General features: G+C 35.7%; 18 protein-coding genes. 15 read left to right on the forward strand and 3 right to left on the reverse strand.

What is annotated here, in order from left to right; translation table 11 throughout:
* Positions 1–413: 413 nt before the first annotated feature.
* On the forward strand, positions 414–2,222 hold the full coding sequence (glmS, locus tag DW196_RS00860; protein ID WP_118249596.1) for a glutamine--fructose-6-phosphate transaminase (isomerizing): 1,809 nt from the start codon (positions 414–416) through the stop codon (positions 2,220–2,222).
* Positions 2,223–2,612: 390 nt separating this feature from the next.
* Here the strand turns inward: glmS and DW196_RS00865 are convergent, their stop codons facing one another.
* Positions 2,613–4,712, reverse strand: coding sequence for a Na+/H+ antiporter (locus DW196_RS00865; RefSeq protein ID WP_071456908.1), 2,100 nt, complete (start codon positions 4,710–4,712; stop codon positions 2,613–2,615).
* A 189-nt stretch (positions 4,713–4,901) separates the two neighbouring features.
* Between DW196_RS00865 and DW196_RS00870 the strand changes: the two genes are divergently transcribed.
* Both DW196_RS00870 and DW196_RS00875 read left to right on the forward strand, forming a co-directional pair.
* Positions 4,902–5,654, forward strand: a complete 753-nt coding sequence (locus DW196_RS00870) for an ABC transporter ATP-binding protein (protein ID WP_071456907.1) — start codon at positions 4,902–4,904, stop codon at positions 5,652–5,654.
* On the forward strand, positions 5,644–7,518 hold the full coding sequence (locus DW196_RS00875; protein ID WP_118249597.1) for an ABC transporter permease: 1,875 nt from the start codon (positions 5,644–5,646) through the stop codon (positions 7,516–7,518). Before DW196_RS00870 ends, DW196_RS00875 begins: the two co-directional genes overlap by 11 nt.
* A gap of 41 nt (positions 7,519–7,559) precedes the next feature.
* On the opposite strand, the gene proC is transcribed toward DW196_RS00875, so the two are convergent.
* Positions 7,560–8,345 carry a pyrroline-5-carboxylate reductase gene (proC, locus tag DW196_RS00880; protein WP_118249598.1) on the reverse strand — a complete coding sequence of 262 codons (786 nt, stop codon included), beginning with the start codon at positions 8,343–8,345 and terminating at the stop codon, positions 7,560–7,562.
* Between the two features lie 126 nt (positions 8,346–8,471).
* On the opposite strand from proC, the gene DW196_RS00885 reads away from it, so the two are divergent.
* The 3 genes from DW196_RS00885 to thrS all read left to right on the forward strand — a co-directional run bounded on the left by DW196_RS00885 (position 8,472) and on the right by thrS (position 13,099).
* On the forward strand, positions 8,472–9,224 hold the full coding sequence (locus DW196_RS00885) for an ATP-binding cassette domain-containing protein (protein WP_118249599.1): 753 nt from the start codon (positions 8,472–8,474) through the stop codon (positions 9,222–9,224).
* On the forward strand, positions 9,217–10,845 hold the full coding sequence (locus DW196_RS00890) for a hypothetical protein (protein WP_118249600.1): 1,629 nt from the start codon (positions 9,217–9,219) through the stop codon (positions 10,843–10,845). The genes DW196_RS00885 and DW196_RS00890 overlap by 8 nt, the downstream gene beginning before the upstream one ends.
* A 319-nt stretch (positions 10,846–11,164) precedes the next feature.
* Positions 11,165–13,099, forward strand: coding sequence for a threonine--tRNA ligase (gene thrS / locus DW196_RS00895; RefSeq protein ID WP_118249601.1), 1,935 nt, complete (start codon positions 11,165–11,167; stop codon positions 13,097–13,099).
* A gap of 40 nt (positions 13,100–13,139) precedes the next feature.
* Here thrS and DW196_RS00900 read toward each other — a convergent pair whose 3' ends face one another.
* A complete protein-coding gene (locus DW196_RS00900) occupies positions 13,140–14,273 on the reverse strand; it encodes a PLP-dependent aspartate aminotransferase family protein (protein WP_118249602.1) in 1,134 nt (377 codons plus the stop codon).
* 223 nt (positions 14,274–14,496) lie between these two features.
* Here DW196_RS00900 and DW196_RS00905 point away from each other — a divergent pair, with 223 nt between their 5' ends.
* The 9 genes from DW196_RS00905 to carB all read left to right on the forward strand — a co-directional run bounded on the left by DW196_RS00905 (position 14,497) and on the right by carB (position 26,041).
* Entirely contained in the window at positions 14,497–14,856 is a 360-nt protein-coding gene (locus DW196_RS00905; RefSeq protein ID WP_071456900.1) for a Rid family detoxifying hydrolase, read from the forward strand.
* A 76-nt stretch (positions 14,857–14,932) separates the two neighbouring features.
* A complete protein-coding gene (locus DW196_RS00910; protein WP_118249603.1) occupies positions 14,933–16,354 on the forward strand; it encodes a cation:dicarboxylate symporter family transporter in 1,422 nt (473 codons plus the stop codon).
* A 117-nt stretch (positions 16,355–16,471) separates the two neighbouring features.
* Positions 16,472–17,377, forward strand: coding sequence for an RluA family pseudouridine synthase (locus DW196_RS00915; RefSeq protein ID WP_071456898.1), 906 nt, complete (start codon positions 16,472–16,474; stop codon positions 17,375–17,377).
* A gap of 199 nt (positions 17,378–17,576) precedes the next feature.
* On the forward strand, positions 17,577–18,116 hold the full coding sequence (gene pyrR, locus DW196_RS00920; RefSeq protein WP_071456897.1) for a bifunctional pyr operon transcriptional regulator/uracil phosphoribosyltransferase PyrR: 540 nt from the start codon (positions 17,577–17,579) through the stop codon (positions 18,114–18,116).
* A gap of 137 nt (positions 18,117–18,253) precedes the next feature.
* The gene (locus tag DW196_RS00925) at positions 18,254–19,546 is read left to right on the forward strand and encodes a solute carrier family 23 protein (protein ID WP_118249604.1); all 1,293 of its coding nucleotides are present in this window, start codon (positions 18,254–18,256) and stop codon (positions 19,544–19,546) included.
* 15 nt (positions 19,547–19,561) lie between these two features.
* A complete protein-coding gene (locus tag DW196_RS00930) occupies positions 19,562–20,488 on the forward strand; it encodes an aspartate carbamoyltransferase catalytic subunit (RefSeq protein ID WP_118249605.1) in 927 nt (308 codons plus the stop codon).
* 10 nt (positions 20,489–20,498) lie between these two features.
* Entirely contained in the window at positions 20,499–21,782 is a 1,284-nt protein-coding gene (locus tag DW196_RS00935; protein WP_118249606.1) for a dihydroorotase, read from the forward strand.
* Between the two features lie 4 nt (positions 21,783–21,786).
* On the forward strand, positions 21,787–22,869 hold the full coding sequence (locus DW196_RS00940; RefSeq protein WP_071456893.1) for a carbamoyl phosphate synthase small subunit: 1,083 nt from the start codon (positions 21,787–21,789) through the stop codon (positions 22,867–22,869).
* Positions 22,862–26,041: a carbamoyl-phosphate synthase large subunit gene (gene carB, locus DW196_RS00945; protein WP_118249607.1), complete on the forward strand. Its 3,180-nt coding sequence runs from the start codon at positions 22,862–22,864 to the stop codon at positions 26,039–26,041. Before DW196_RS00940 ends, carB begins: the two co-directional genes overlap by 8 nt.
* Positions 26,042–26,051 lie beyond the last annotated feature (10 nt).

Here is a 26,051-nt window from a genome sequence, read left to right on the forward strand (position 1 = left end):
TCTCTTCTTGTTCAGTTTTGTTCTTTAAATGTACTTATGAAAGAATTTATAAAGTGTTATCAGATGCCATAAAAAATATTAGTGATGACAAACTCATTTAGTTAGTCTCGCTTTTTGTCTATACCAATAGTTACTTATTTTCAATATTAAGTCATTTAAATGTTGACTGAGACTTTATTAAAGGTTATTATGTTCTTGTTTCTATTTTATATGACTATTTAGGTTATCTATACCAATTAGCGCCAGACCTTTTTAAAAGGTGACGAGGAATGAGTTTATCGAAAATTCGGCGGGTGGCTCATAGGGGATTGCACTCTGAAGATAAAGACAAAAAAACAGGGAAACATGTTTGACAAAACTTTATCTATGCAATAAGTAGAAACAACTATTTTAAAGAAAGTTGGAAAATATTAATGTGTGGAATAGTTGGAGTAATCGGAAATAACCGAGCAAAAGATATTTTATTAACAGGATTAGAAAAATTAGAATATAGAGGCTATGATTCAGCTGGTATTATGGTTGCGGATGACAGTCAAGCATACCTTGTAAAGACACCAGGTCGTGTGAGTGAGTTAAGAACTTTAGCAAATGACGTTCCTGAAGGTCATATTGGAATCGGTCATACGCGTTGGGCAACTCATGGTGTGCCAAATACAGAAAATGCACACCCACATCAATCAACAAGTGGGAAATTCTGTTTAGTACATAATGGTGTGATTGAAAACTATTTAGACTTAAAGAATGATTATTTAACTGATATCGCCTTAAAAGGGGATACAGATAGTGAGATTGTCGTTGAATTGGTTGATTATTTTTATCGTCAAGGTAAAACACCTTTTGAAGCATTTAAAGCTGCTTTAGACAAAGTAGAAGGTTCTTATGCGATTGCGTTAATGGACGTGGAAGATAGTAACACGTTATACCTTGCGAAAAATAAAAGCCCATTACTAATTGGACTTGGCGAAAATTGCCATTATGTTGGTAGCGATGCAATGGCAATGATTAATGAAACAAATGAATTCGTTGAAATTAAAGATGGTGAACGCATCGTTTTAACACCAAGTGAGTTGACTATTTTTGATAGAGAATCAAATAAATTATCACGTGAGTCATTTGTAGCGGACATTGATGCAACAGACACTGAAAAAGGTTTATACCCTCATTACATGTTAAAAGAAATTGATGAGCAACCAAGTGTGATGAGAAAATTAATCTCTGAATATTTAACAGAGGATGGTAAGACAACAATTGATGAAGACATTATCTCTCATATGGCATCAAGCGATCGTATCTATATCGTTGGATGTGGTACCAGTTGGCATGCAGGTTTAGTTGGTAAAAAAATCATCGAAGAGTTAACTAATATTCCAGTTGAAGTGCATTTAGCTAGTGAGATGGGCTATGATATGCCAATTCTATCAGAAAAACCTTTCTTCATTTTCTTAACGCAAAGTGGTGAAACAGCCGATAGTCGTCAAGTATTGGTTAAAGTTAATGAATTGAACTTGCCATCACTGACTATTACGAACGTAAAAGGTTCTACATTATCACGTGAAGCGACCTACACATTATTATTACATGCCGGTCCAGAAATTGCTGTAGCATCAACAAAAGCTTATACATCTCAAATTGCAGTTATGGCTTATTTAGCACAATCTATTGGATTGAAAAAAGGATTAGAAAAAGCGTCATCAATTGATTTAGCTCATGAAATGGCGATTATTGCCTCTATAATGGATTCAATGATTAGTGAAAAAGAATTAATAGCTGATCTTAGCGAGTCATTCTTAAGAACAACACGCAATGCCTTCTTTATTGGTCGTGGACTAGATTATGCCGTATCAATGGAAGCAGCACTTAAATTAAAAGAAATTTCTTATATTCAAGCAGAAGGATTTGCTGCGGGGGAATTAAAACATGGAACCATTGCCTTGATTGAAGAAGGCACACCAGTTATTTCGATTATTACAGATGAAAAAACAGCTAGTCATACACGCGGAAACGCAAAAGAAGTGGAAAGTCGTGGGGCAAAGGTTTTAACAATCTCACTTGAAAATGTCGCACATGAAGGCGACGAACTAGTGTTGTTGCCAGTACATGAACTACTAACACCACTAGTTAGTGTGGTGCCTTTACAATTATTAGCATACTATGCAAGTTTACAAAGAGGGTTAGATGTTGATAAACCACGTAACTTAGCAAAAAGTGTGACAGTAGAATAATAAAAAAACCAACTTTCTTAAGCGAAAGTTGGTTTTTTTATAGTCTAATATTTAAAAAGCAAGGAAACTATAAAAAATCTAAACAAAGAGTTTCCAAATGACATTTGAGAGATGATTAATCGGTCGTTTAGTAATGAGTATGAATTAACGTATAGTGAGCTAGTGAGAAGATTAAGAAAATCAAGTACTGATAAAGTTTTTTTCTGGAGTCTGTGGGGATTGGATGATGTCTGTGGAATTTCTGCTACGTATTTGGGTTGATTCTCTTTTTAACGGGGGCACTAATTCCTTATATTGTACTGGCGATTTTTCTTCCAGATTATTAAATTTGTATGTTATCTAACATATATATAAAAATCATCCTAAGAGTTTTTCTCTTAGGATGATTTTTTAATCTTCAACGTTTGTTTGTAAGAAAGATGTTTCACTATAGTTAATCCCTTGTCGTAACTGATTTGCCATAGTATTTGAGATAAGCCCTTTTTCAAGTAATGTTTGAATCATCCCACGTTCCTCGTCTAGTGCACGTAAAAAATAATCTTGATACAGTTCTTGATAACTTGCTTCTTGTACTAGGTGATAATGCTGAAGTCGATGCACTTTACTTTGGTATTCCATCATTAATTGATTCAAAATATTATATCGCACAGTAAAATACCTATCTGATTGATCGAGATGATGTTGACACGTTTGAAGCATATTGACAGTTGCTTCTGAACTATTCACTTCTAATGTTGTAATTTTTTTGATTGTATCCAATTGATAGGAATCTGATTGTTTTTTTAAGATAGATTGATAAATTAATCGTTTGGTTTTCTTTTGTATTTTATATAAATATTGATGAGCCATCATGTTGATATTACTTGAATGAGCACGTTGTTTATAATATAACATGTTTAAATAGTTTTTTTCAGTTTTCTTTGGTAAGTTGAGCATTGGTAACAGCTCACAGACTTTTTTTGTTTCATAATCTGCAGCAAGGTGACGGTATTCAAGTTCTAATTTATAGTATATCTCATTTGATGTTCGATCGTCATCTAAGTAAAGAAACCTTAATTGTTTATCTAAATCTTGTAAAATGTCGTTGATAATCAATTCGTTTTCAGGAGTCAAATCTTGTTTCAAGGATTTAATTGCTTGTTTTGTAATTAATTTTCGTGCTTCAATTTCTGGCAATTGAGTGTCATCTGAAAGATCATCAATTGGTTCTGGATTTGCTTCGTCGCCTGTCAGAACTAATCGTTTCTTTTGTTTGGTAAAAATCGGTAATGTAATCACGGCGACTAATAAACTCACTAAAATAACCCCACTAGCTAAAAAGATAATCAAATATCTTTCTTGGAAGACATTTCCATCCGGTAAAAAGAAAGGAATTGATAAGACCATTGCCATTGTAACAGCCCCTCTAACACCTGTTAATCCAGTTAATACAGCAACAGAAAATTTTGGCTTAAGTGACATGGTCTTTTGGGATTTAAGGTAGTCGTACCACATATACGTGTAAGACCAAAGTGTGCGAATACTCATTAAGATAACCCAGACAATGAGTACATATAAAATCAATAGCCCATTGCTAATTGATGGATCAATAATAGCAGCGCGCATCGCATATGGGAGCGTTGTTCCTAAAATAACAAACACAATACCGTTTAATAAATAGATAATGATATCCCATAATTTATTTGTCACAATTTTGATTTCTGAAAATCGTCCACGAAATAGTGGTTCTTGTTGAATCGCCATCACACCAGCTACCACAACGGCAATCACTCCAGAAGCATGTACCAGTTCAGCAGCTATAAAAATCACAAAAGGAGTCATAACTTGTAATGATGAGTGTAAAATCACATCTTGAATGCCCTGTCTGAGTAATGTTCGTTGAATCATGTAAATTAATTTATTAATCACATATCCAATGACAATCCCGATAATCGTCATATAAATAAAATCTCCTGTTGCCTGTTTGAGAGAAAAGTAACCGGTTAAAAAGGCTGCGAGTGCATATTTAAACGCAATTAACCCACTAGCATCATTAATTAAACTCTCGCCACTAATCAACGTTAGAATTTTTTTAGGCAATTTTACTTGCTCGGCAATACCTTGAACGGCAACTGGATCAGTTGGAGACAAGACAGCAGCCAACGCAAAAGCTAGCGGTAAACTAACTTGAGGGATAAACACATTAATCAATAATCCGCCTGCTATTGTCGTCAAAAAAACTAACAAAATAGCATTGGCAAAGATAGGGGTTCGTAACTCCCATAATTCTTTCTTTGGAAAATGTTTGGCATCACTATAAAGGAGTGGTGCAACAAATAATAACATGAACCAATCTGTTTGTAATTCAATATCTATATGTAAGAATAACGCCACAATCACGCCCACACTAATTTCTATTAAGGCAGTTGGAATTGCTACGAGATAATGACTAATAATATTGGATATTATAACAAGTATAATAAATAAAATCGTCGCTTCTAAAACGGCCATTTTGTCACCTCCAAGGTTTTATACTTAATAAGTATAGCAAAAATATGTATAAATAACAGTCTTTTTTAATAAAATTGTGTTAATATTAAATGTTTGTTAACAAACTTACACTATTGTTCGTTTAAATATAGGCTCTTACATGTTACTCTATAATTAGGGGAATTCTGGAAGAGAAAGTAGGTAAATAACATGTTAGAATTAAAAAATGTCACAAAGTCTTATGGCTCACGTGACTTGCTTTTTCAAGCATTAAAAGGTGTATCATTAACGGTCGATAAGGGGGAGTTTGTTGGGATTATGGGCCCTTCTGGTAGCGGTAAATCAACGTTATTAAATTTAATCGGGACGATTGATAAACCTACAACCGGTCAAGTCTTACTTGATGGGGAAAACCCTTCTGAATTGAATCAAGATGACCTAGCAAAATTTAGGCGTAATGAATTAGGATTTGTGTTTCAGGGGTTTAACTTAATGCCTACATTGACAGTCGGAGAAAATATTGTTTTGCCACTGACGTTGGATGGTGAAAATGTTGAATTGATGACAAATGCTCTAAATGATATGGCACAAATTTTAGGGATAGAACAATTGCTCGATAAAAGAATTAGCCAAATATCAGGAGGTCAAGCTCAACGCGTGGCTATTGCAAGAGCGATGATTCATGAACCAAAGTTGTTGCTAGCCGATGAACCTACTGGAAATCTAGATACCAAGGCGTCTAAGGAGGTCATGAGGTTACTCTCCAACTTAAACCAACGATTACATTCTACTATTTTAATGGTGACACATGACGCGTTTGCAGCTAGCTATTGTCAAAAAATTATGTTTATTAAAGATGGTGAACTTATACAAGAAATTCAACGACATGCTTCTCAGAGTGAATTTTATGATGATATTTTAGTGTGTTTGAAACAGTTAGACGGTGAAGCAGATGACTTTTAATGAATTTATATTCAAGCATACTATACGTAATAAATCATTGTATTTAGCTTATCTTCTTAGCACGCTGACGACAGTGATGACCTTTTTCACCTTTTCAACTTTTGCACATCATCCTATGTTAAGTCATGAGAATATGAGTCAGGTTGTAATAGTAGGAATGAATGTTTCATCTTTGATTATTTTTGTGTTTTCCTTTTTTTATGTTTTGTATTCGATGGATATATTTTTGCAATCGAGAAAAAAAGAATTTGGTTTGTTACTAATTCAGGGTATGTCGCCGAAGCAACTAAGAAAAATGGTATTTGGCGAAAATACGCTTGTTGGGTTTGTAGCGACAATAGGTGGGATATTATTAGGATTAATTTTTTCTCAATTACTCCTTTTTTTAAGTAAATCGATATTAGGTATTGAGTTACCATTTTATTTTCCTATGTATTCGATTATCATCACCTTTATTGCCTTTACTTTGTTGTTTTTTTCTATTTCTTTATTTATTCAATTAAAAATACCAAAAATGGATATTCAAGCACTTCTACAAAGTGATGAGAATGGTAAAGGTGAGCTAAAAGTGTCACCATTCAAGTCATTATTAGCTGTCTTGTTAATTGGTGGTGGGTATACAATTGCTCTTACTGTTAAAGGAATACAAGTATTTTTTTCGATGATACCAGTTATTTTAGTTGTTATAGTCGGAACGCATTTTTTATTTAATCAACTTAGTATCCTAGTGATTTCGCGATTGAAAAAAAATAAACACCGGTTTTGGAATAAAACCAATATGCTGGTCTACTCTGATTTAGGATTTCGGATGAAAGATAACGCACGTTCCTTTTTCTTGGTGTCAGTTATTACCACTGTAGCATTTGCCGCGATTGGTTCTTTGACAGGGTTTAAAGAGATGACTTATTCCTCAGTTGACGCGATGACCTATGATTTTTATCTGACTGATATTGATGGTAAAAAACAAGAATTAGCCAAAAATCTGGATGTGATGCAACGTGAGATTGATAATGAAAATTTAGACATGATGGAATTACGGATGAAGCTAGTAAATGTCCCATCTAATGAACACCATAACGGATATCGAGTTATTAGTCACCACACATATCAAGAATTGGCACAATTTATTGGCAATAAAGCATTGCCAGATGACAGTAAAACATATCGTGTTGAAACCAAACATGAAGATATGAGTAGTAATTATCAAAAGGGATACTTAAAACAATTACCAGTCCCTAACCAAGCTAGTCTATCTGTGGAGTCAATACAAGTAAAAAAAGAAGTCATTCCAGGATTTCAAAATGTCTATGTTGTACCGAAAGAAGTATATAGAGCCTTTATTGATCAATACGGTGAGCAACAAGAAATTGGTTGGTTAGCCGATAATAAAACACGCGACAAACAAGTGCATGTGGCAAGTCGGTTAGCGGATATACAAGGGCTAAAAAGTAAGGCACTTATTATGCAATCAATCACAGATATCTATACTCCCGTCTTATTTGTTGGGTTTTTTATAGGTGCTATCTTTTTTGTTTCTGCGGGTAGTTTTTTATATTTTAGATTGTATAGTGATATGTCTGTGGATACGGAAAAATTTCGAATGGTTTATCAGTTAGGGATTAGTCGAAAAGACATGAAACGCATGGTATATCGGCAAGTGGCCATCTTGTTTTTCACACCAATTATTGTTTCATCTATTCATGGAATTGTTGCACTTAAATCCATGTACGCCATGTTTGGACAAGGACTACAAATTACAGCCTTTTGGGTTATAGGCATATTTTTAATTATCCAAATTAGCTATTATCTAATTGCTAGAGCATTTTATTTTAAAAAATTATATAAAGAAGTCACTGTAGATTAAAACTATCCCAGAAGCCATCGTGGTTTTCTGGGACAGTTTTTTTATTTATATGAATTCATAATACTATCAATACTTGAGATAGTAGCATATCTAAAGCCGTTTTTTTCTAATGCGACCACTCCTTTTATTGTAGTACCTCCCGGAGAAGTAACCCCATCCTTTAACTCGCCAGGATGTTTTTTAGACTCTGATAAGAGATTAGCAGCACCGCTCACCATGTTAGCAACCACCTCATAGGCCAGTTCGCGATTCATGCCATGAAGAACAGCTGCATCTCCTAGAGCTTCCATGAAGACATCAACAAATGCAGGCCCACACCCAGCTAATGTACCAAAAATATTGATGTTATCTGCGGTAATTTCTTTCACCATACCTAAAATAGCAAGTGATTGATGAATCATCTCTTTTTGGGCGTCAGTGATTGAGTCAGTATAAACAATACCCGTGATGCCTTGATTGATTTGTACAGGTGTATTCGGAATGGCCTGAGCCACAGGATATTCTTCACCCAAAGCGACTTGCATCTCAGAAACAGGCACGCCTGCAGATACTGACACAATAGGAATACTCGATTTTAAAAAGTTTTTTAACTCATGAATCACCGGCAAAATAATAGGTGTCTTAACGGCTAAAAAAATAATATCTACCTGATTAAAGTCAGCTACACTATCTGTTAATTTAAAGGGAATCGTTTTTTGTAACTTTGCTGCCGTATTACTACGACCACCCTTAACTAAAATATCCTCTGGTTTAATTTCGTTTGATTGAACCCATCCTTTTATCATGGCACTACCCATATGACCAGCACCGAAAATACCTATTTTCATATTATCCCATCTTTCTTTAACATATTTAATTAAGTATAGAACGTAAAATTATTTGTGACAACTAATTTTATAGTATATCACTTTATGATATACTATAAAGACATTTAAACTAAAGGAGTGGGTTGAGTGGAGTTAATTATACAAGACGTAGTGAAAAAGTTTGATGATAAAGTGATTTTAGATGAAGCGAGTTTTCAATTTGAAAAAGGCAAAATATATGGATTATTAGGTCGAAATGGAGCGGGTAAAACGACACTTTTTAATTGTATATCAAAAGATTTATCCATTGACTCAGGGACGATTCAGTTGAAAGAGGACATGACAGAGCATGATTTTTCTGATCTAGAAGTTGGGTTAGTTCATGCGACTCCAACAGTGCCAGATTTTATGACAGGTTATGAATTTATCAAATTTTTTATCGATATGAATAAGGAAAAAATGTTAAACGTTCGAACGCCAGATGAGTACTTGGCAAAAGTCGGCATTAAAAAAGAGGATCGTCATCGTTTATTAAAAGACTATTCACATGGTATGAAAAATAAAGTACAAATGATTGCAACCATGATGGTGCAACCACCTGTCTTGTTACTTGATGAGCCATTGACGAGTTTTGATGTGGTTGCAGCTCACGAAATGAAAGAATTGATTTTATCCATAAAAAAAGACTCTGTTGTGATTTTCTCGACACATATTTTACAGTTAGCTCAAGACTTATGTGATGAGATTGTGGTATTACATAACGGGAAACTAACAGGATTTGATCCTAGTAAAATTCATACAAACAGTTTTGAAGCAGACATTGTTGCTTTATTATCTGATGAGGTCAGTGAGAAGCAAGAAGTTGTAGCTGAAGTATTAGGTGAGTCTAATGATGAATAATGTTAAATCAACTCTCAAGGAATATATGTCCCTTCAGTTATTTAAAGGAACTACCTTTATAAATGGTTTGGTATATTTTATTGGTAGAATTCCTTTCATCGGTAAAATCGTCCCAGTTGGAATGGTCTACGCAGATTATCCATTGAAAAAAGTATTCACATATATCAAATTCGCTATATCCCTAGCAATCAAAGTTATAATAGGAATCATTCCGTTTGTCGTTAGTTCGTTTTTAGCGACTATTGTGTTTGATAAGCAATCGTTAACAAGTTTTGATATTTGGCTAGTTGTTTTTGGTTTTTATCTGCCAATATTTGCTTCCTTGTTTAGTATTCCTGATAAAAAAGATGTGTTATTTATCATTAATTTTCGGATTAATAAATCTTCTCATTTGAAAAGAATGAATTTACTCGTTATTTGTATGGATGTGTTCATCGCAACAATTGTGTTAATTTTTCTGAGTATGATGAACCATCTACCAGTAGTATTAGCGACATTATTTGGTAGTAGTCTTTATCTATTTAGTCAATTATTATGGTCTTTGATAGATTTACCTTTGACTATTCAAAAGCATCCATGGGTAAAGAAAGTTGCGATTTTAGTAGGAATGCTTGGTTTGGTTAGTGTCCTTATGTTAACAAAGTTAGCATCCTTGATGCATTTTTTATTTTCTAATCCATTGGTAATAATAGGACTGATTATGTTTAACTTTCTAGCTAGTTGGTTAATAGTCAAAAGTTATTTGTCTTATCCTCGTTTTACGTTAGTTGCCGAAAAGAAAGTAAGTTCTTCAATGTATGTATTTGAAGCAGATGATAAAGAGTTAAAAAACAAAACCACAAACTTTACCGAAGGCGTTGGCTTAACGAAAAAAATGAGTATTGATGAACAGGCGAATTTCGATGATTTGTCAGGAAATGCCTACTTAAATGCGTTATTTTTTAGTCGGTTTAAAAAAGGGCTCAGTCGAGGAATGTGGATTAAGGTTATTAGCATCAGCGTGCTAGGGCTTGCTTTAATGATAGTTAGTCTATTTTTTCCATTAATGTCTGATGTGAGCGAATTAGAATCATTTATGTACCGACTTGTTCCTTCGCTTTTCTTCATTTTATATTTAACATCAGTTGGAAAAAGTGTGGTTCAAAGTTTATTTATGAATTGTGATATGTCAATGTTGAGTTTTCCTTTTTATCGAACCAAAGAAGCCATTATAAGTGGATTTTTTGCTAGACTTAAGAAAATCCTCTTGTATAACAGTCTGGTCAATGGTGTGTTATTATTTTGGTTAATCGTTTTTAATTTAGTCGTTGTAGGGCTTAACTCACTCTATCTGATTGGACTTGTGTTGTTTGTGATGATTAGTCTGACGTTACTTTTTTCGTTTCACGAATTATTTGTTTATTATATCCTTCAACCCTTTACAAGTGATTTTCAAGTAATCAATCCCATTTATAAAGTAGTGAACGGTGTCTTTTATTTATTTGCCTATATGAATTTACAATTAAAAACTACAGGACTTTACTATGCATTAGGCTTGTCTATTGTGTCGTTATTGTATGTTGCTATTGGGCTAATTGTGATAAAAAAAGTCGCACCCAAAACGTTTAAATTAAAAAATTAAATGTTTGTACTTGTTTTATATTTATAAAGGTGTTATAAATATAACTGTAGATAAATAAAAGATAATTGTTGAGAAAGACACCGATATGTGAGGGCTATCTGACAGGGAGGAAAACATAATTGAGAGTTTTCCAGATAAGTGCACGTGTTGACCACTTTCGAAAGTCGAGTTGAAACTTGACCGGTCGTACCGTTAACACGCTCGAGGAGACATAGATTTATGTCTTAAATATTAGGTGGAACCACGATGATTCGTCCTAGTAGGTCAATATGACTTACTAGGGCTTTTTTTATTTAAACAATTAAAAGGAGACGATAGTATGATTAAGATTACTTTTCCAGATGGCGCTGTCAAAGAATTTGAGAGTGGCTCATCAACATTAGATATTGCAAAAAGCATCAGCAATTCTCTAGCAAAAAAAGCCTTAGCAGGTAAATTAAATGGCGAGTTGATTGATTTAGAGCGACCAATCGAAGTGGATGGGTCAATTGAAATCGTGACACCAGACCATGAGGACGCGTTAGGAATTTTACGTCACTCAACAGCTCACTTGATGGCAAACGCGATGAAACGTTTATACCCAAATATTCATTTTGGTGTTGGACCAGCAATTGAAAATGGGTTTTACTATGACACTGATAATGGTGAAGAGGTTATCTCTGAAGAAAACTTAGAAGCGATTGAAAAAGAGATGATGGCGATTGTAAAAGAAAATAACCCAATCGTGCGTAAAGAAATTTCTCGTGCCGATGCTTTAGAGTTGTTTAAGGAAGATCCATATAAAGTGGAATTAATTACTGACCTACCAGAAGATGAAGTGATTACTGTTTATGAGCAAGGCGACTTTGTTGACTTATGTCGCGGGGTACATGTGCCATCAACTGGACGCATCCAAATCTTTAAATTATTGTCAGTTGCCGGAGCATACTGGAGAGGAAACTCTGATAACCATATGATGCAACGTGTATACGGAACTGCTTTCTTTGATAAAAAAGCTTTAAAAGAATACATCAAAATGCGTGAAGAAGCCAAAGAGCGTGACCATAGAAAACTTGGGAAAGAATTAGACTTATTTATGTTAAGTCCTGAAGTTGGTTCTGGTTTACCATTCTGGTTACCAAAAGGTGCGACAATCCGCCGTACAATCGAACGCTATATTACTGATAAAGAAATCAGCTTAGGGTACCAACACGTTTACACACCAATTATGGCAAATGTTGAATTTTACAAAACTTCTGGTCATTGGGATCATTACCATGAAGACATGTTTCCACCAATGGACATGGGAGACGGTGAAATGTTAGTATTACGTCCAATGAACTGTCCACATCATATGATGGTTTATAAAAATGATGTTCATAGTTACCGTGAACTACCAATTCGTATCGCTGAACTTGGTATGATGCATCGTTATGAAAAATCAGGTGCGTTATCAGGTTTACAACGTGTGCGTGAAATGACATTAAATGATGGTCATACATTTGTTCGTCCAGATCAAATCAAAGATGAATTCAAACGTACATTAGAATTAATGGTTGCCGTATATGAAGATTTCAATATTACAGATTATCGTTTCCGTTTAAGTTACAGAGACCCAGAAAACACTGAAAAATACTTTAATGATGATGAAATGTGGGAAAAAGCTCAAACAATGCTGAAAGAAGCCATTGATGAATTAGGGTTAGAATACTTTGAAGCAGAAGGCGAAGCAGCATTCTATGGCCCTAAACTTGACGTGCAAGTAAAAACTGCCTTAGGAATGGAAGAAACATTATCAACTATCCAATTAGACTTCTTATTACCTGAACGTTTTGACTTAACTTATGTTGGAAAAGATGGCGAAAACACTCATCGTCCAGTCGTTATCCACCGTGGTATCGTGTCAACAATGGAACGTTTTGTGGCTTACTTAACTGAAGTGTATAAAGGAGCTTTCCCAACTTGGTTAGCACCAATTCAAGGAACAATCATTCCAGTTAACTTAGACTTACATAGTGACTATGCCTTTGAAATCAAAGAGCAATTAAATAGTTTAGGCTTACGTTTTGAAGTGGACGATCGTAATGAAAAAATGGGTTACAAGATTCGTGAATCTCAAACTCAAAAAATTCCATATCAAATTGTTGTGGGAGATAAAGAGTTAGACAACGGTGAAGTAAATGTCCGTAAATACGGAAGTAAAGAAACTGAGACAGTAAAATTACCATTATTTGTTGAATCAGTGGTTGCTGAAGTGAAAAACTACAGTAAATAGTACAAAAAAAGACCAAGTCGATTGTGGCTTGGTCTTTTGCTTATTTCAGTGCATTTTCTAAATCATTAATCAAATCGTCACAATCCTCAATACCGCAAGATAGACGAATTAACGTTGAGGTAACACCCATTTTGATGCGTTCTTCTTCAGGCATACAGGCATGTGACATGGTCCAAGGATAAGATAAAATCGACTCAACACCGCCAAGACTAACAGCCACAATAGGGATTTGACATTTATTAAAGAAATCAGCGACTTTATCTTCACAACTTAACTCAAAACTTAAAACAGCACCACCAGATTGTGTTTGTGATTGATGAATGTCTGATTGAGGATGAGTTGCTAGTCCAGGGTAATAGACAGATTTTATTTCATCGTGATTTGATAGAAATTCTGCGATTTTAGCTGCATTTTTAACGGATTGTTCCATGCGAAGACCCATTGTTTTAACCCCTCTAAGTAATAACCACGCATCTTCAACGCTTAAAATACTTCCTAATGCTTTTTGATGTTTTTTGAGCGTCGAGTAAAGTTCTTCATCATTTGTCGCAATGAGTCCGGCTAAAATGTCACTATGCCCATTAATAAATTTTGTGGCACTGTGAATGACAACATCGACACCCAAATCGAGTGGTTGTTGGTGAATAGGTGTCATAAATGTGTTGTCACAGGCAGTTAAAATGTCGTGTTTTTTTGCCAAATGACAAACAGCTTTTAAGTCTGTAATTGTTAACAATGGGTTCGATGGTGTCTCCAAATAAAATAACTTGGTATTTGGTTGGATGGCATTTTCCCATGCCGAAACATCGGATTCATCAACGAACGTATGTTTTACGCCAAAACGTGTTAAAAATTCCGTCACAATCTGATAAGTGCCACCATAAATGTTTTTTCCTAAAATTAAGTGATCTCCTTGAGATAACATAAATAAAACAGAATTAATAGCTGCCATACCCGAAGAAAAGGCTAAACCAAATTTGGCACACTCAAGAGATGCGATGCATTCTTCAACAGCTGTGATGGTTGGGTTACCGAACCGAGTGTAGTTGTATCCAGTATGATGGAAGACATCATCTTGATGGAACGTGGATGTTTGGTATTTTGGAATAGAGGCTGCTCCAGTTTCTTTGTCGATCACGGAATAACCATGTAATAGTGTTGTATTAATGTTCATAAAATCCCCTCCAATTTTATATAAGTTAAGTCTATTGTGTTAATACCTTGAACGTAACATCTTAATGTATGCGCTGTCAATTAAATCTTAAGTAAAATTTCGTATTAAAAAACGTTCATATGAATAAAATTTCAAATAAATCGTCATTTTTGAGAGTAAATTTTTTAAAATGATAGATAATTTGTGTATAATGACAACTATAAATTAGGAATGGAGGATGATTATGTCAAAATTGCCAAAGCCAATTGGCCCTTACTCAGTGTTTCGTGAAGCAGGAGATTTAGTTTTTGTTTCCGGGCAAATCCCAATTGATATTGAGACAGGAGATATTGTATCAGATACAATTGAAGGTCAGGCAAAACAAGTGATGGAAAACATCAAATTGATATTAGATGAAGTTGGAGTGGACTTTAACGCGATTGTAAAAACAACTTGTTTCTTACAAGACTTAGAGCATTTCAATACATTTAATGATATTTATGGGAGTTATTTTACAGACAAAACACCTGCAAGGTCAGCTTTTCAAGTTGCAAAATTACCAAAAGGTGCCTTACTAGAAGTAGAGTTTATTATTCATAAGTAAAGAGCAGAAGCACTTATTTGCATTGTTTATTAAAAAGACGAAATCAGTGTAGACTGATAAAAAGGAGATGATATTTATGATAGATGTTCCATTTTTTTCACAGTTTTTAAAAGTGAGTAATTTTTATACGTTGATTGCTATTGTATTGTTAGGTGCGGCAATCATGTGCTTAAGAATACTCAAGGACAAGAAAGTTAGTTTTTCAAAACGCATGATTATCGCTTTGATCATCGGTCTTGTATTAGGAATTGGGTTTGATGCAGTAAGTAGTAAAAATGGGATTTATATTGATCATGCTAGGGGAGAAATCTCAGTATGGTATGGGTTAATAGGATCTGGATTTTTAAAACTAGTTCAATTACTTGCCGTTCCTGTTGTATTTTTGTCTATTATTAAAGTAGTAGTGGACGTGCAAGGAGACCGGATTAAAAGTTTGACTACTAGAACGTTTATTACATTATTAAGTACTACTGCTATTTCTGCTATTGTGGGGATTTTAGTGGTTAAGTTGTTCAATCTTAATGCTATTAGTTTTGCCGGAGATTTAACTAAACAAAAATCTGAATTTATTAATAATATTGCCGCACAAAGCTTTCCAGAATTTTTCTTAAATTTAATTCCAAATAATATCACAAGTGTTATGGGAGATAACGGAAGTATTGTATCAGTCGTCATTATTGCGGCAATGTTTGCCACAGCCATTCGCTTTTTGAAGGTTAAAAAACCGACTGAAGTGGCACCATTTATTACATTTTTAGGTTCATTACGTGTGACAGTAAATTCTGTTTTAACTAATGTGATTAAGTTAATGCCATATGGTGTTGTGGCTCTTGTAAGTAACACAATCATTACAAATGGTGTGCAATCTGTTATTAGCATGTTAGGATTTATCGCTGCTCTTTATACGGGTGTTATTATTATGTTGCTTGTTTATGTCGTGATCCTTATATTCATGGGTGTTAATCCAGTAACGTTTTATAAAAAAGCATTTACAACGTTATTATTTGCCTTTTCATCTCGTTCAAGTGTAGGAACATTACCTTATACATTACAGACACTTGAAAATGATATGGGGGTATCAGGTGAAACATCAAACTTTGTGGCAACACTTGGAACAACAATTGGGATGAACGGTTGTGCGGGTGTATTCCCTGCGATGTTAGGAACACTTGTGGCTGCCGCAGCGGGTGCGACAATGGACTTCTCATTCTTTGTCTTAGTAGTTGTTGTCGTAACAGTTGGGTCTATCGGGATTGCCGGTGTACCAGGAACGGCTACTGTTGCCGCAACGGTCACATTAAATGGACTAGGATACGGCTCAGCTATTTCTAGTATCGGTGCAGTATTTGGAATTGATCCAATAATTGATATGGGTCGTACCATGTTAAATGTATGTGGTAGTATGGTTTCAGCGGTAGTCGTAGATAAATGGGAAGGCACGTTTGATAAAGATAAATTCAACACACCAGGAACAACAACTGAAATTAATGAAGAATAAAAAGAAGAGGCGAATGTCGTCTCTTTTTTTGTTTTACCTAAATTCGTCATGGAATTAGTGAATCACTTAAAGTTTTATGATAAACTAAGTGAGCAAGTTGAATGAAGGAGATAATAAATGACACAATTACATTATGTAGTAGAAGATAAAAAGGGGAGAATCGATAAAGTCTTGGCAGACATCTATCCAGACTATTCTCGTTCGCAAATCCAAAGCTGGTTAAAAGAAGAAGCAGTCAGTGTAAATGGTGAAATCGTCAAAGCAAATTATAAAGTGAAAAACCAAGATAATATTGATATTCAAGTACCTGAACCTAAAGAATTAACGTTAGAAGCACAAGATATTCCGCTTGAGATTGTATATGAAGATGACGATGTGATAGTCGTGAATAAACCTCAAGGCATGGTCGTGCATCCATCTATGGGGCATCCAAGTGGAACGCTTGTTAATGCGTTATTATTTCATGCTGACTCACTCTCAAGTATAAACGACGTGATTCGTCCAGGGATTGTACACCGTATTGATAAAGATACATCTGGGTTATTAATGGTCGCAAAAAATGATGCAGCTCATGTTGCCTTACAAGATGAACTAAGAGAAAGAAAAACATTGAGAAAATATGTGGCGTTAGTTCATGGTGTCATTCCACATGAAAAAGGAAAAATAGATGCACCGATTGGACGAAGTAAAGATAATCGTCAAAAACAAGCGATTATTTCTGATGGTAAAGAAGCCGTGACGCATTTTACTGTGTTAGAAAGATTTTTAGATTATACGTTGATTGAGTGTGTACTTGAAACAGGACGAACACATCAAATTCGTGTTCACATGGATTACATTGGCTACCCAATCGTAGGAGATCCATTATATGGACCGAAGAAAACGATAAAAGGAAACGGGCAGTTCTTACACGCTAAAACATTAGCCTTTACTCATCCGACAACAGGAGAGCTCATGACCTTTGATTCTGAGTTACCAGAAATATTTAAACAAACATTAAAGGAAATCGAAAATAATGATTGATATTTACATATGAGTGCGTTATACTCAGTACAACAAAACAGAACAGTCCTTTAAGAGTAGTCCAGAGAGGCTAAGAAGGAGCGTGTAATATGTATTGATAAGGGTCATTGTATCCTTATATCACTATGACTAAACACAACCCTCTTATTCTTTGATGGATGAGAGGGTTTTTTGTTTAAAAAATTTAGGGGGAACTTTAATGACTGAAAAAGTAGTAGTGGATGACATGACAATGAAACGAGCATTGACACGTATTACTTATGAAATTATTGAACGACACAAAGGCATTGATGATATCGTGTTGATTGGGATCAAAACACGCGGCATTTATCTAGCTAATCGAATTGCTGAGAGATTAAAACAATTAGAAGGAAAAGACATTCCTGTTGGTGAGCTAGATATTACATTATACAGAGATGATAATCATGTCAATGAACACGACACACCTGAAGTGCATGCATCAAATATTCCCTTTTCAATAGAAGATAAAGAAGTCATTTTAGTCGATGACGTTATTTTTACAGGTAGAACGATTCGTGCAGCACTAGATGCTATCATGGATATTGGTCGTCCTGAAAAGATTTCATTAGCCGTATTAGTTGATAGAGGACATAGAGAATTACCAATTCGAGCTGATTACGTTGGCAAAAATATTCCAACATCCAAAACAGAACAAATTATTGTATCTGTGGAAGAATATGATGGTAAAGATGAGATCAAAATTAAACAACTTAATTAAATAAGCTTTTTAATCGAGTACAGAGAGACTAGGAAAAGCAATAACAATTGGTGGAAAAAGTCAAACACCAACTTGTTTTCGCGCGCCTCGTTTCTAAAACTGAAACGAGGATTTTTTATTATAAAGGAGACTGTCAAATGAAAGAAAACTATAGAAACCCAGATGTTGTATTGGACATACATGATAAGCCGAAAGGAATTAAATGGTTAGGACTTAGCTTACAACATTTGTTTACGATGTTTGGTGCCACAGTACTAGTGCCAATATTAGTCGGTATTAATCCAGGAATTGCCCTATTTAGTTCAGGACTTGGAACGATTGTGTATCTTATCGTAACAAAAGGAAAAATACCAGCATACTTAGGAAGTAGTTTTGCGTTTATCGCAGCGATGCAAATGTTAATGAAAGATGATGGTTATCCGGCAGTTGCCTTGGGAGCTATCACAACGGGGATTGTCTACTTAATTGTTTCAGCAATTGTGAAACGAGCAGGATCAGCTTGGTTAGATAAATTGCTTCCAGCGATTGTGGTTGGACCAGTTGTCATGGTAATCGGACTTGGATTAGCTGGAAATGCAGCAAATCAAGCGATGTATGCAGTAGGAGCAAATGGCGAACAAGTTTACAGTGTGAAATACATTGCAGTTGCCTTGATTACGATGTCACTAACAATTTTCTTTAACATGTATCTTAAAGGCTTTATGGGACTTATTCCAATATTACTAGGAATTGTGTGTGGTTACTTTATCGCACTTGCAGTTGGGATTGTCGATGTTGAGCCAATTAGACAAGCAGCATGGTTTGCTTTACCTGACTTTCAAGCGCCGTTTGTGACTTACACACCTAAATTTTACTTAACCGCGATTGTGACAATGGCACCTATCGCGTTTGTGACGATGACAGAACACATTGGACACTTAATGGTATTAAACAAATTAACGAAACGAGATTTCTTTAAAGAGCCGGGATTAGATAAAACACTTAAGGGTGACGGATTAGCTCAAATCGTCGCTGGTTTAGTTGGCGGTCCTCCTGTTACAAGTTACGGAGAGAATATTGGCGTACTAGCGATTACTCGCGTCCATAGTATGTTTGTCATCGGTGGAGCAGCAGCTCTAGCAATGGGATTAAGTTTTGTCGGAAAATTAACCGCGATTATTCAAAGTATTCCTAACCCTGTTATTGCGGGAATTAGTTTTATCCTATTCGGAGTGATTGCTTCAAGCGGATTGAAAATCTTGATTGATAATAAAATTGATTTTAACTTAAAACGCAACTTGTTGATTGCCTCAGTTATCTTAGTAGTGGGAATCGGCGGATTAACATTCCAAGTTGGAGCAGTAGCAGTTTCTGGTATGGCTCTAGCAACATTGTTTGGAATTATACTGAACTTGATTTTACCTGAAAAAGCGAAAAGCGAATTAGAATAAAAAGGAGAGGCTCAAATGATTATTACATCGGAGAGAATTAGTTTAAAACATTTACTAACTGCAGAATCATTAAGTGATCAAGAAGTGATGGGATTAATTAAACGTGCACAGCAGTTTAAACACGGAGAAAAATCTCAATTACCAAATCAACAATATTTTGTTGCTAATCTATTCTTTGAAAACAGTACAAGAACACATAAGAGTTTTGAAGTCGCAGAGAAAAAAATGGGCATCGATGTAATAGAATTTGATGCAAAAACAAGTTCAGTATCAAAAGGCGAATCGTTATATGACACTGTGTTGACGATGTCAGCAATCGGTGTGCATGCGTGTGTGATTCGTCACTGGGAAGAAGATTATTACAATGAATTAATTCAAAGTAAAACAATCACGACATCCATCATCAATGGAGGAGACGGTAGTGGCAATCACCCAACACAGTGTCTACTTGACTTATTGACTATATATGAAGAATTCGGACATTTTGACAATTTAAATATTGCAATCTGTGGCGATTTAACGCATTCTCGTGTGGCCAACTCAAACATGAAGATGTTAAAACGTCTGGGAGCCAATCTTTATTTCTGTGGACCAGAAGAATGGTACAACAAGAAATATGAAGCATACGGGACTTACTTACCAATAGATGACGTATTAGATAAAGTAGACGTGATGATGATGTTACGTGTGCAACACGAGCGTCACGATGAAGGGGAAAGTTTTTCAAAAGAAGAGTATCACCAACAACATGGTTTAACAAATAAACGTGCAACAAAAATGAAAGAAAAAGCGATTATCATGCACCCCGCTCCGGTCAATCGTGATGTCGAGCTCGCTGATGAGTTAGTCGAAGGGTATCAATCACGCATCACGCAACAGATGACCAATGGTGTATTTATGAGAATGGCAATATTAGAAGCCATTTTACAAGGAAAATCTTAGGAGGATGAACATGAAAACATTAATTAAAAATGGCCGAGTGGTTACAAGTAGAAATCAGTTAATTCCTGTCGATGTATGGATTGAAGAAGGGAAAATCAAAGGGATTGGTCAGTTTACTGAAACAGCAGAGAGTTTTGAACAAGTTATTGATGCAAAAAACGGATTGATAACACCAGGATTAGTTGATGTTCATGTGCATTTTAGAGAGCCTGGATTTGAATACAAAGAAACAATCGAAACAGGTAGTCGTTCAGCGGCTAAAGGTGGGTTTACCACAGTGTGCGCCATGCCAAACCTTAACCCAGTGCCAGATACACCAGAGCGTTTGACGGACATGTATCAACGAATCGAAAAAGATAGCGTGGTAAACATCTTACAATATGCACCTATTACAAAAGAATTAAACACAGAAAAGTTAGTTGACTTTGCTGGATTAAAAAAAGCTGGTGCATTTGCTTTTACAAATGATGGTGTGGGTGTGCAAACTGCTGGAGTCATGTACGAAGCAATGAAAGAAGCAGCAGCACTTGATATGGCGATTGTGGCCCACACTGAAGATGAGAGTTTATTATTTGGTGGCGTGATGCATTTAGGTGAGAAATCAAAAGAGTTAGGCTTACCTGGTATTATGAGTGCGACTGAATCATCACAAATTGCTAGGGACGTGTTATTAGCAAAAGAAACAGGCGTTCATTATCATGTCTGTCATGTTTCAACCAAAGAAAGTGTTGAAGTCATCAGACAAGCAAAAAAACATGGTATTCATGTGACGTGTGAAGTGTGTCCGCATCATTTAATCATGACAGATTGTGATATCACACATGATCATGGTTACTTTAAAATGAATCCGCCACTAAGAGCGACTGATGATCAACAAGCATTAATCGATGGATTACTGGATGGAACGATTGATTGTATCGCTACAGACCATGCACCACATGGACACGAAGAAAAAAATCAAAGTATGATTGATTCACCATTTGGAATCGTGGGAAGTGAAACAGCCTTTGCTTTAATGTACACGCACTTTGTTAAAACAAATCGTTTTACACTAGAGCAAGTTGTGTATTGGATGACAGAAGCACCATCAAAACTATTTAATTTAGAAACAGGCTCATTAAACATTGGGGCAGATGCAGATATTGCCATCTTTGACTTAGATGAAGAAGTGGTCATACCTGAGGAGTTTGTTTCAAAATCACATAATACGCCATTTAGTGGAGAAAAAGTTGTTGGAGACACACTATATACCTTTGTAAAAGGGAAATTGGTTTGGAATAAAAAGGAGGCGTAAGTAAATGAAGCGATTGTTAATCTTAGAAGATGGAACGTGTTATGAAGGAGAAGGATTTGGTGCGCCAAATTCTGCTACTGGTGAGTTAGTATTTACAACAGGAATGAGTGGGTACCAAGAGATGATGACGGATCCAAGTTTTAAAGGGCAAATATTATTATTCACTTATCCAACAATTGGAAATTATGGAATAAATCGTGATGATTTTGAATCCATGTCTCCAGCTTGTTCTGCTGTTGTGGTCAGAGATGTCGCTAGAGTAGCATCAAACTGGCGCTCACAAGCAACGTTAGATGAATTCTTGAAACGAAAAGGTGTTCCAGGAATCAGCGGGATTGACACTCGTGCGTTAACGAAAAAAATTCGTGAAAAAGGGGCAATGAAGGCAAGCATTATAGATGTTGTGTCTGACATAAACCATGCTTACGACCAATTACGAGCGACTGTTTTACCGTCAACACAAGTCCAAGCTGTTTCAACTACAAAACCTTATAGCATTCCAGGAACTGGCGCAAACGTGGTGATTATTGATTTTGGTATGAAGCAAAGTATATTAAGAGAATTAATCAAACGCGATTGTCATATTACAGTTGTTCCTTATGACACAACCGCAAAAGAGATTTTATCTTATCGACCTGATGGCGTGATGCTATCAAATGGACCAGGAAATCCAAAAGATTTACCACTCGCGTTAAAAACGATTTTAAAAATCCAAGGGGTTGTCCCAATTTTTGGTATTTGTCTAGGACATCAGTTATTAAGTTTAGCGAATGGGGCTGATACTTATAAAATGCGTTTTGGACATCGTGGCGGAAATCATGCTGTCAGAGAGATTGCCTCTGACTCAGTGTACTTCACCTCTCAAAATCACGGGTATGCCGTGTCACTTGATAGTTTAGATACAACAGAATTAATGTTAACTCACGTTGATATTAATGACGGGTCAGTTGAAGGGGTTAAACATAAAAATCATCCAGCCTTTTCAGTGCAATTTCATCCGGATGCTGCACCTGGGCCACATGATGCTGAATCGATTTTTGACGAGTTTATTGAATTAATGGAAAACTGGGGGAATAAACATGCCTAAAAGAGACGATATAAAAAAAATATTAGTGATTGGTTCAGGACCAATTATCATCGGACAAGCAGCTGAATTTGACTATGCTGGTACACAAGCATGTTTAGCCTTAAAAGAAGAAGGTTATGAGGTAGTATTAATCAACTCAAACCCCGCGACAATTATGACAGACAAAGACATTGCTGATAAAGTTTATATCGAGCCTATCACGTTAGAATTTGTCACAAAGGTATTAAGAAAAGAACGCCCAGATGCCATCCTTCCAACACTTGGTGGTCAAACAGGATTAAACATGGCGATTGAGTTAAATGACAAAGGAATTTTAGAGGAATTAGGGATTGAACTATTAGGAACTAAAATCAGCGCCATCGACCAAGCAGAAGATAGAGATTTATTTAAACAACTAATGGAAGAATTAAACGAGCCAATCCCAGAAAGTGTGATTGTTCATACGGTAGAAGAAGCGGTAGAATTTGGTAAAAAAATAGGCTACCCTCTTATTGTTCGTCCAGCGTTTACGTTAGGTGGAACAGGTGGGGGAATGTGTGATGATGAAGAGTCATTAATTGCGATTACAAAAAATGGTATCAGCCTTTCTCCTGTTGACCAATGTTTAATCGAAAAAAGTATTGCTGGCTACAAAGAAATCGAATTTGAAGTGATGCGAGATAAAAATAATCAAGCGATTGTGGTGTGTCACATGGAAAACTTTGACCCAGTGGGAATTCATACGGGAGACTCAATCGTATTTGCCCCTTGCCAAACATTATCTGATGTTGAAGTTCAGCTATTAAGAGATGCGTCACTAAAAATTATTAAAGCCCTTGAAATTGAAGGGGGATGTAACGTTCAGTTAGCCTTAAACCCAGATAGTTATGACTATTATGTCATTGAGGTAAATCCTCGAGTGAGTCGCTCATCAGCGTTAGCAAGTAAAGCAACAGGATTCCCGATTGCAAAAATTGCCGCGAAAATAGCGGTCGGTTTAACACTTGATGAAATGAAAAATCCAGTGACACAAACAACGTATGCGATGTTTGAACCAGCATTAGATTACGTGGTATCAAAAATTCCACGTTGGGCATTTGATAAGTTTGAACACGGAGATAGATTATTAAGTACCCAAATGAAAGCAACCGGAGAAGTGATGGCGTTAGGTCGTACGATTGAAGAGTCATTATTAAAAGCGGTGAGATCATTAGAGATTGGGTTACACCATATTGACTCAGAAGAATCAAAAGATCTGTCAGATGATGAGTTAATTAAACAAATGGTCGAAGCAAAAGATGACCGTTTATTCAGAGTAGCAGAAGGTATTAGACGAGGCATGACGATTCAAGACATTGCTCAGTTTACAAAAATTGATATCTTCTTCTTAGATAAAATCAAACGAATCATTGAATTAGAAGATGCATTATCCAACAATCCAAACGATATCGAAGTATTAAAAGAAGCGAAACGTTATGGTATTGCAGATGTTGTGATTGCCAGATTATGGAATATGACAGCAGAAGACGTAAAAAATATTAGAACTGAGCACAAAATTTTACCAGTTTATAAAATGGTGGACACATGTGCTGGAGAATTTGCTTCAGAAACACCATACTTCTATAGTACATATGAAGAAGAAAACGAAAGCGAAAGAACAGATAAAGAATCAGTGATTGTACTTGGATCTGGTCCAATCCGTATCGGTCAAGGGGTAGAATTTGATTATGCGACAGTTCACTCGGTTAAAGCCATTCAAGAACAAGGCTATGAAGCGATTATTATAAATAGTAATCCAGAAACTGTATCAACTGACTTTTCAATTTCAGATAAACTATACTTTGAGCCATTAACATTAGAAGATGTGCTTAACATCGTAGAGTTAGAACAACCTAAAGGCGTTATCGTTCAGTTTGGTGGTCAAACAGCGATTAACTTAGCAGAAGGATTAACGAAACACAGTATTCCAATTATCGGAACAACCTTAGAAGATTTAGATAGAGCAGAAAATCGTGATAAATTTGAACAAGCGTTACAAGAGTTAGGCATTCCACAACCTGAAGGAGCAACGGCGACTAATGAAGCTGACGCGATAAAAATTGCGGAAAGAATTGGCTATCCTGTATTAGTTAGACCAAGTTATGTTTTAGGAGGTCGTGCGATGGAGATTGTCTGGAGCACAAAAGACTTAAAACGTTACATGGTTGAAGCCGTAAAAGCATCACCAGAGCATCCAATTTTAATCGACCGATATGTTGTTGGAACAGAGTGTGAAGTTGATGCAATTTGTGATGGAGAAGATGTATTAATACCTGGTATAATGGAACATATAGAGCGTGCGGGTGTCCATTCAGGAGATTCGATGGCAGTCTATCCACCTCAAAAAATAAGCCAACCAGTGATTGATAAAATTGTTGATTACACACAAAAATTAGCTAAAGGGTTGAACTGTAAAGGCATCATGAATGTCCAGTTTATCGCACAAGGAGAAGACGTCTTCGTGATTGAAGTCAATCCCCGTGCTAGCCGAACAGTTCCTTTCTTAAGTAAAGTAACAGATATCCCAATGGCCAAACTTGCGACACAATTAATTTTAGGTCATACATTGAAAGAGTTTGGTTATGAACCAGGATTATATAAAGAAAGCCCAATGGTTCATGTGAAAGCACCAGTATTCTCATTTGCAAAACTTCATGAAGTGGATACACAATTAGGGCCAGAAATGAAATCAACTGGTGAAGTCATGGGAACAGATCGTACAATGGAAAAAGCTCTTTACAAAGCATTTGAAGCAAGTGGCATGCATTTACCTGATTATGGTAATGTCTTGTTTACTATCTCGGATGATTGCAAAGAAGAAGCTCTAGCGTTAGCCAAACGATTCTCAGATATTGGGTATGGCATGTTAGCAACTGAAGGAACAAGTAAGTACTTAACAGATCATGGATTAATTGTCGAAACAGTCGCAAAAATAGCAGATACTAAAAATTATAACGTGATTGACTGCATTAAAACAGGACGAGTAAATTTAGTTATTAATACGACAGGTAATAGTGAGAAAGAAGCATCAGATGGCTTTAGAATAAGACGTTTTTCTGTTGAAAATGGTGTGCCGCTTATGACGTCCCTTGATACGGCAGAAGCGATACTTAAAGTATTAGAAGCTAGAAGCTTTACAGCATTATCATTATAAAAAAGGAGAT

The organism is Vagococcus sp. AM17-17 (assembly GCF_003471765.1).
GTDB classification, from domain to species: domain Bacteria; phylum Bacillota; class Bacilli; order Lactobacillales; family Vagococcaceae; genus Vagococcus; species Vagococcus teuberi.

Coding starts and splice junctions, on each gene's coding strand:
- glmS (WP_118249596.1), top strand. CDS start 414: ATGTGTGGAATAGTTGGAGTAATCGGAAATAACCGAGCAAAAGATATT.
- DW196_RS00865 (WP_071456908.1), bottom strand. CDS start 4,712: ATGGCCGTTTTAGAAGCGACGATTTTATTTATTATACTTGTTATAATA.
- DW196_RS00870 (WP_071456907.1), top strand. CDS start 4,902: ATGTTAGAATTAAAAAATGTCACAAAGTCTTATGGCTCACGTGACTTG.
- DW196_RS00875 (WP_118249597.1), top strand. CDS start 5,644: ATGACTTTTAATGAATTTATATTCAAGCATACTATACGTAATAAATCA.
- proC (WP_118249598.1), bottom strand. CDS start 8,345: ATGAAAATAGGTATTTTCGGTGCTGGTCATATGGGTAGTGCCATGATA.
- DW196_RS00890 (WP_118249600.1), top strand. CDS start 9,217: ATGAATAATGTTAAATCAACTCTCAAGGAATATATGTCCCTTCAGTTA.
- thrS (WP_118249601.1), top strand. CDS start 11,165: ATGATTAAGATTACTTTTCCAGATGGCGCTGTCAAAGAATTTGAGAGT.
- DW196_RS00900 (WP_118249602.1), bottom strand. CDS start 14,273: ATGAACATTAATACAACACTATTACATGGTTATTCCGTGATCGACAAA.
- DW196_RS00905 (WP_071456900.1), top strand. CDS start 14,497: ATGTCAAAATTGCCAAAGCCAATTGGCCCTTACTCAGTGTTTCGTGAA.
- DW196_RS00910 (WP_118249603.1), top strand. CDS start 14,933: ATGATAGATGTTCCATTTTTTTCACAGTTTTTAAAAGTGAGTAATTTT.
- DW196_RS00915 (WP_071456898.1), top strand. CDS start 16,472: ATGACACAATTACATTATGTAGTAGAAGATAAAAAGGGGAGAATCGAT.
- pyrR (WP_071456897.1), top strand. CDS start 17,577: ATGACTGAAAAAGTAGTAGTGGATGACATGACAATGAAACGAGCATTG.
- DW196_RS00925 (WP_118249604.1), top strand. CDS start 18,254: ATGAAAGAAAACTATAGAAACCCAGATGTTGTATTGGACATACATGAT.
- DW196_RS00930 (WP_118249605.1), top strand. CDS start 19,562: ATGATTATTACATCGGAGAGAATTAGTTTAAAACATTTACTAACTGCA.
- DW196_RS00935 (WP_118249606.1), top strand. CDS start 20,499: ATGAAAACATTAATTAAAAATGGCCGAGTGGTTACAAGTAGAAATCAG.
- DW196_RS00940 (WP_071456893.1), top strand. CDS start 21,787: ATGAAGCGATTGTTAATCTTAGAAGATGGAACGTGTTATGAAGGAGAA.
- carB (WP_118249607.1), top strand. CDS start 22,862: ATGCCTAAAAGAGACGATATAAAAAAAATATTAGTGATTGGTTCAGGA.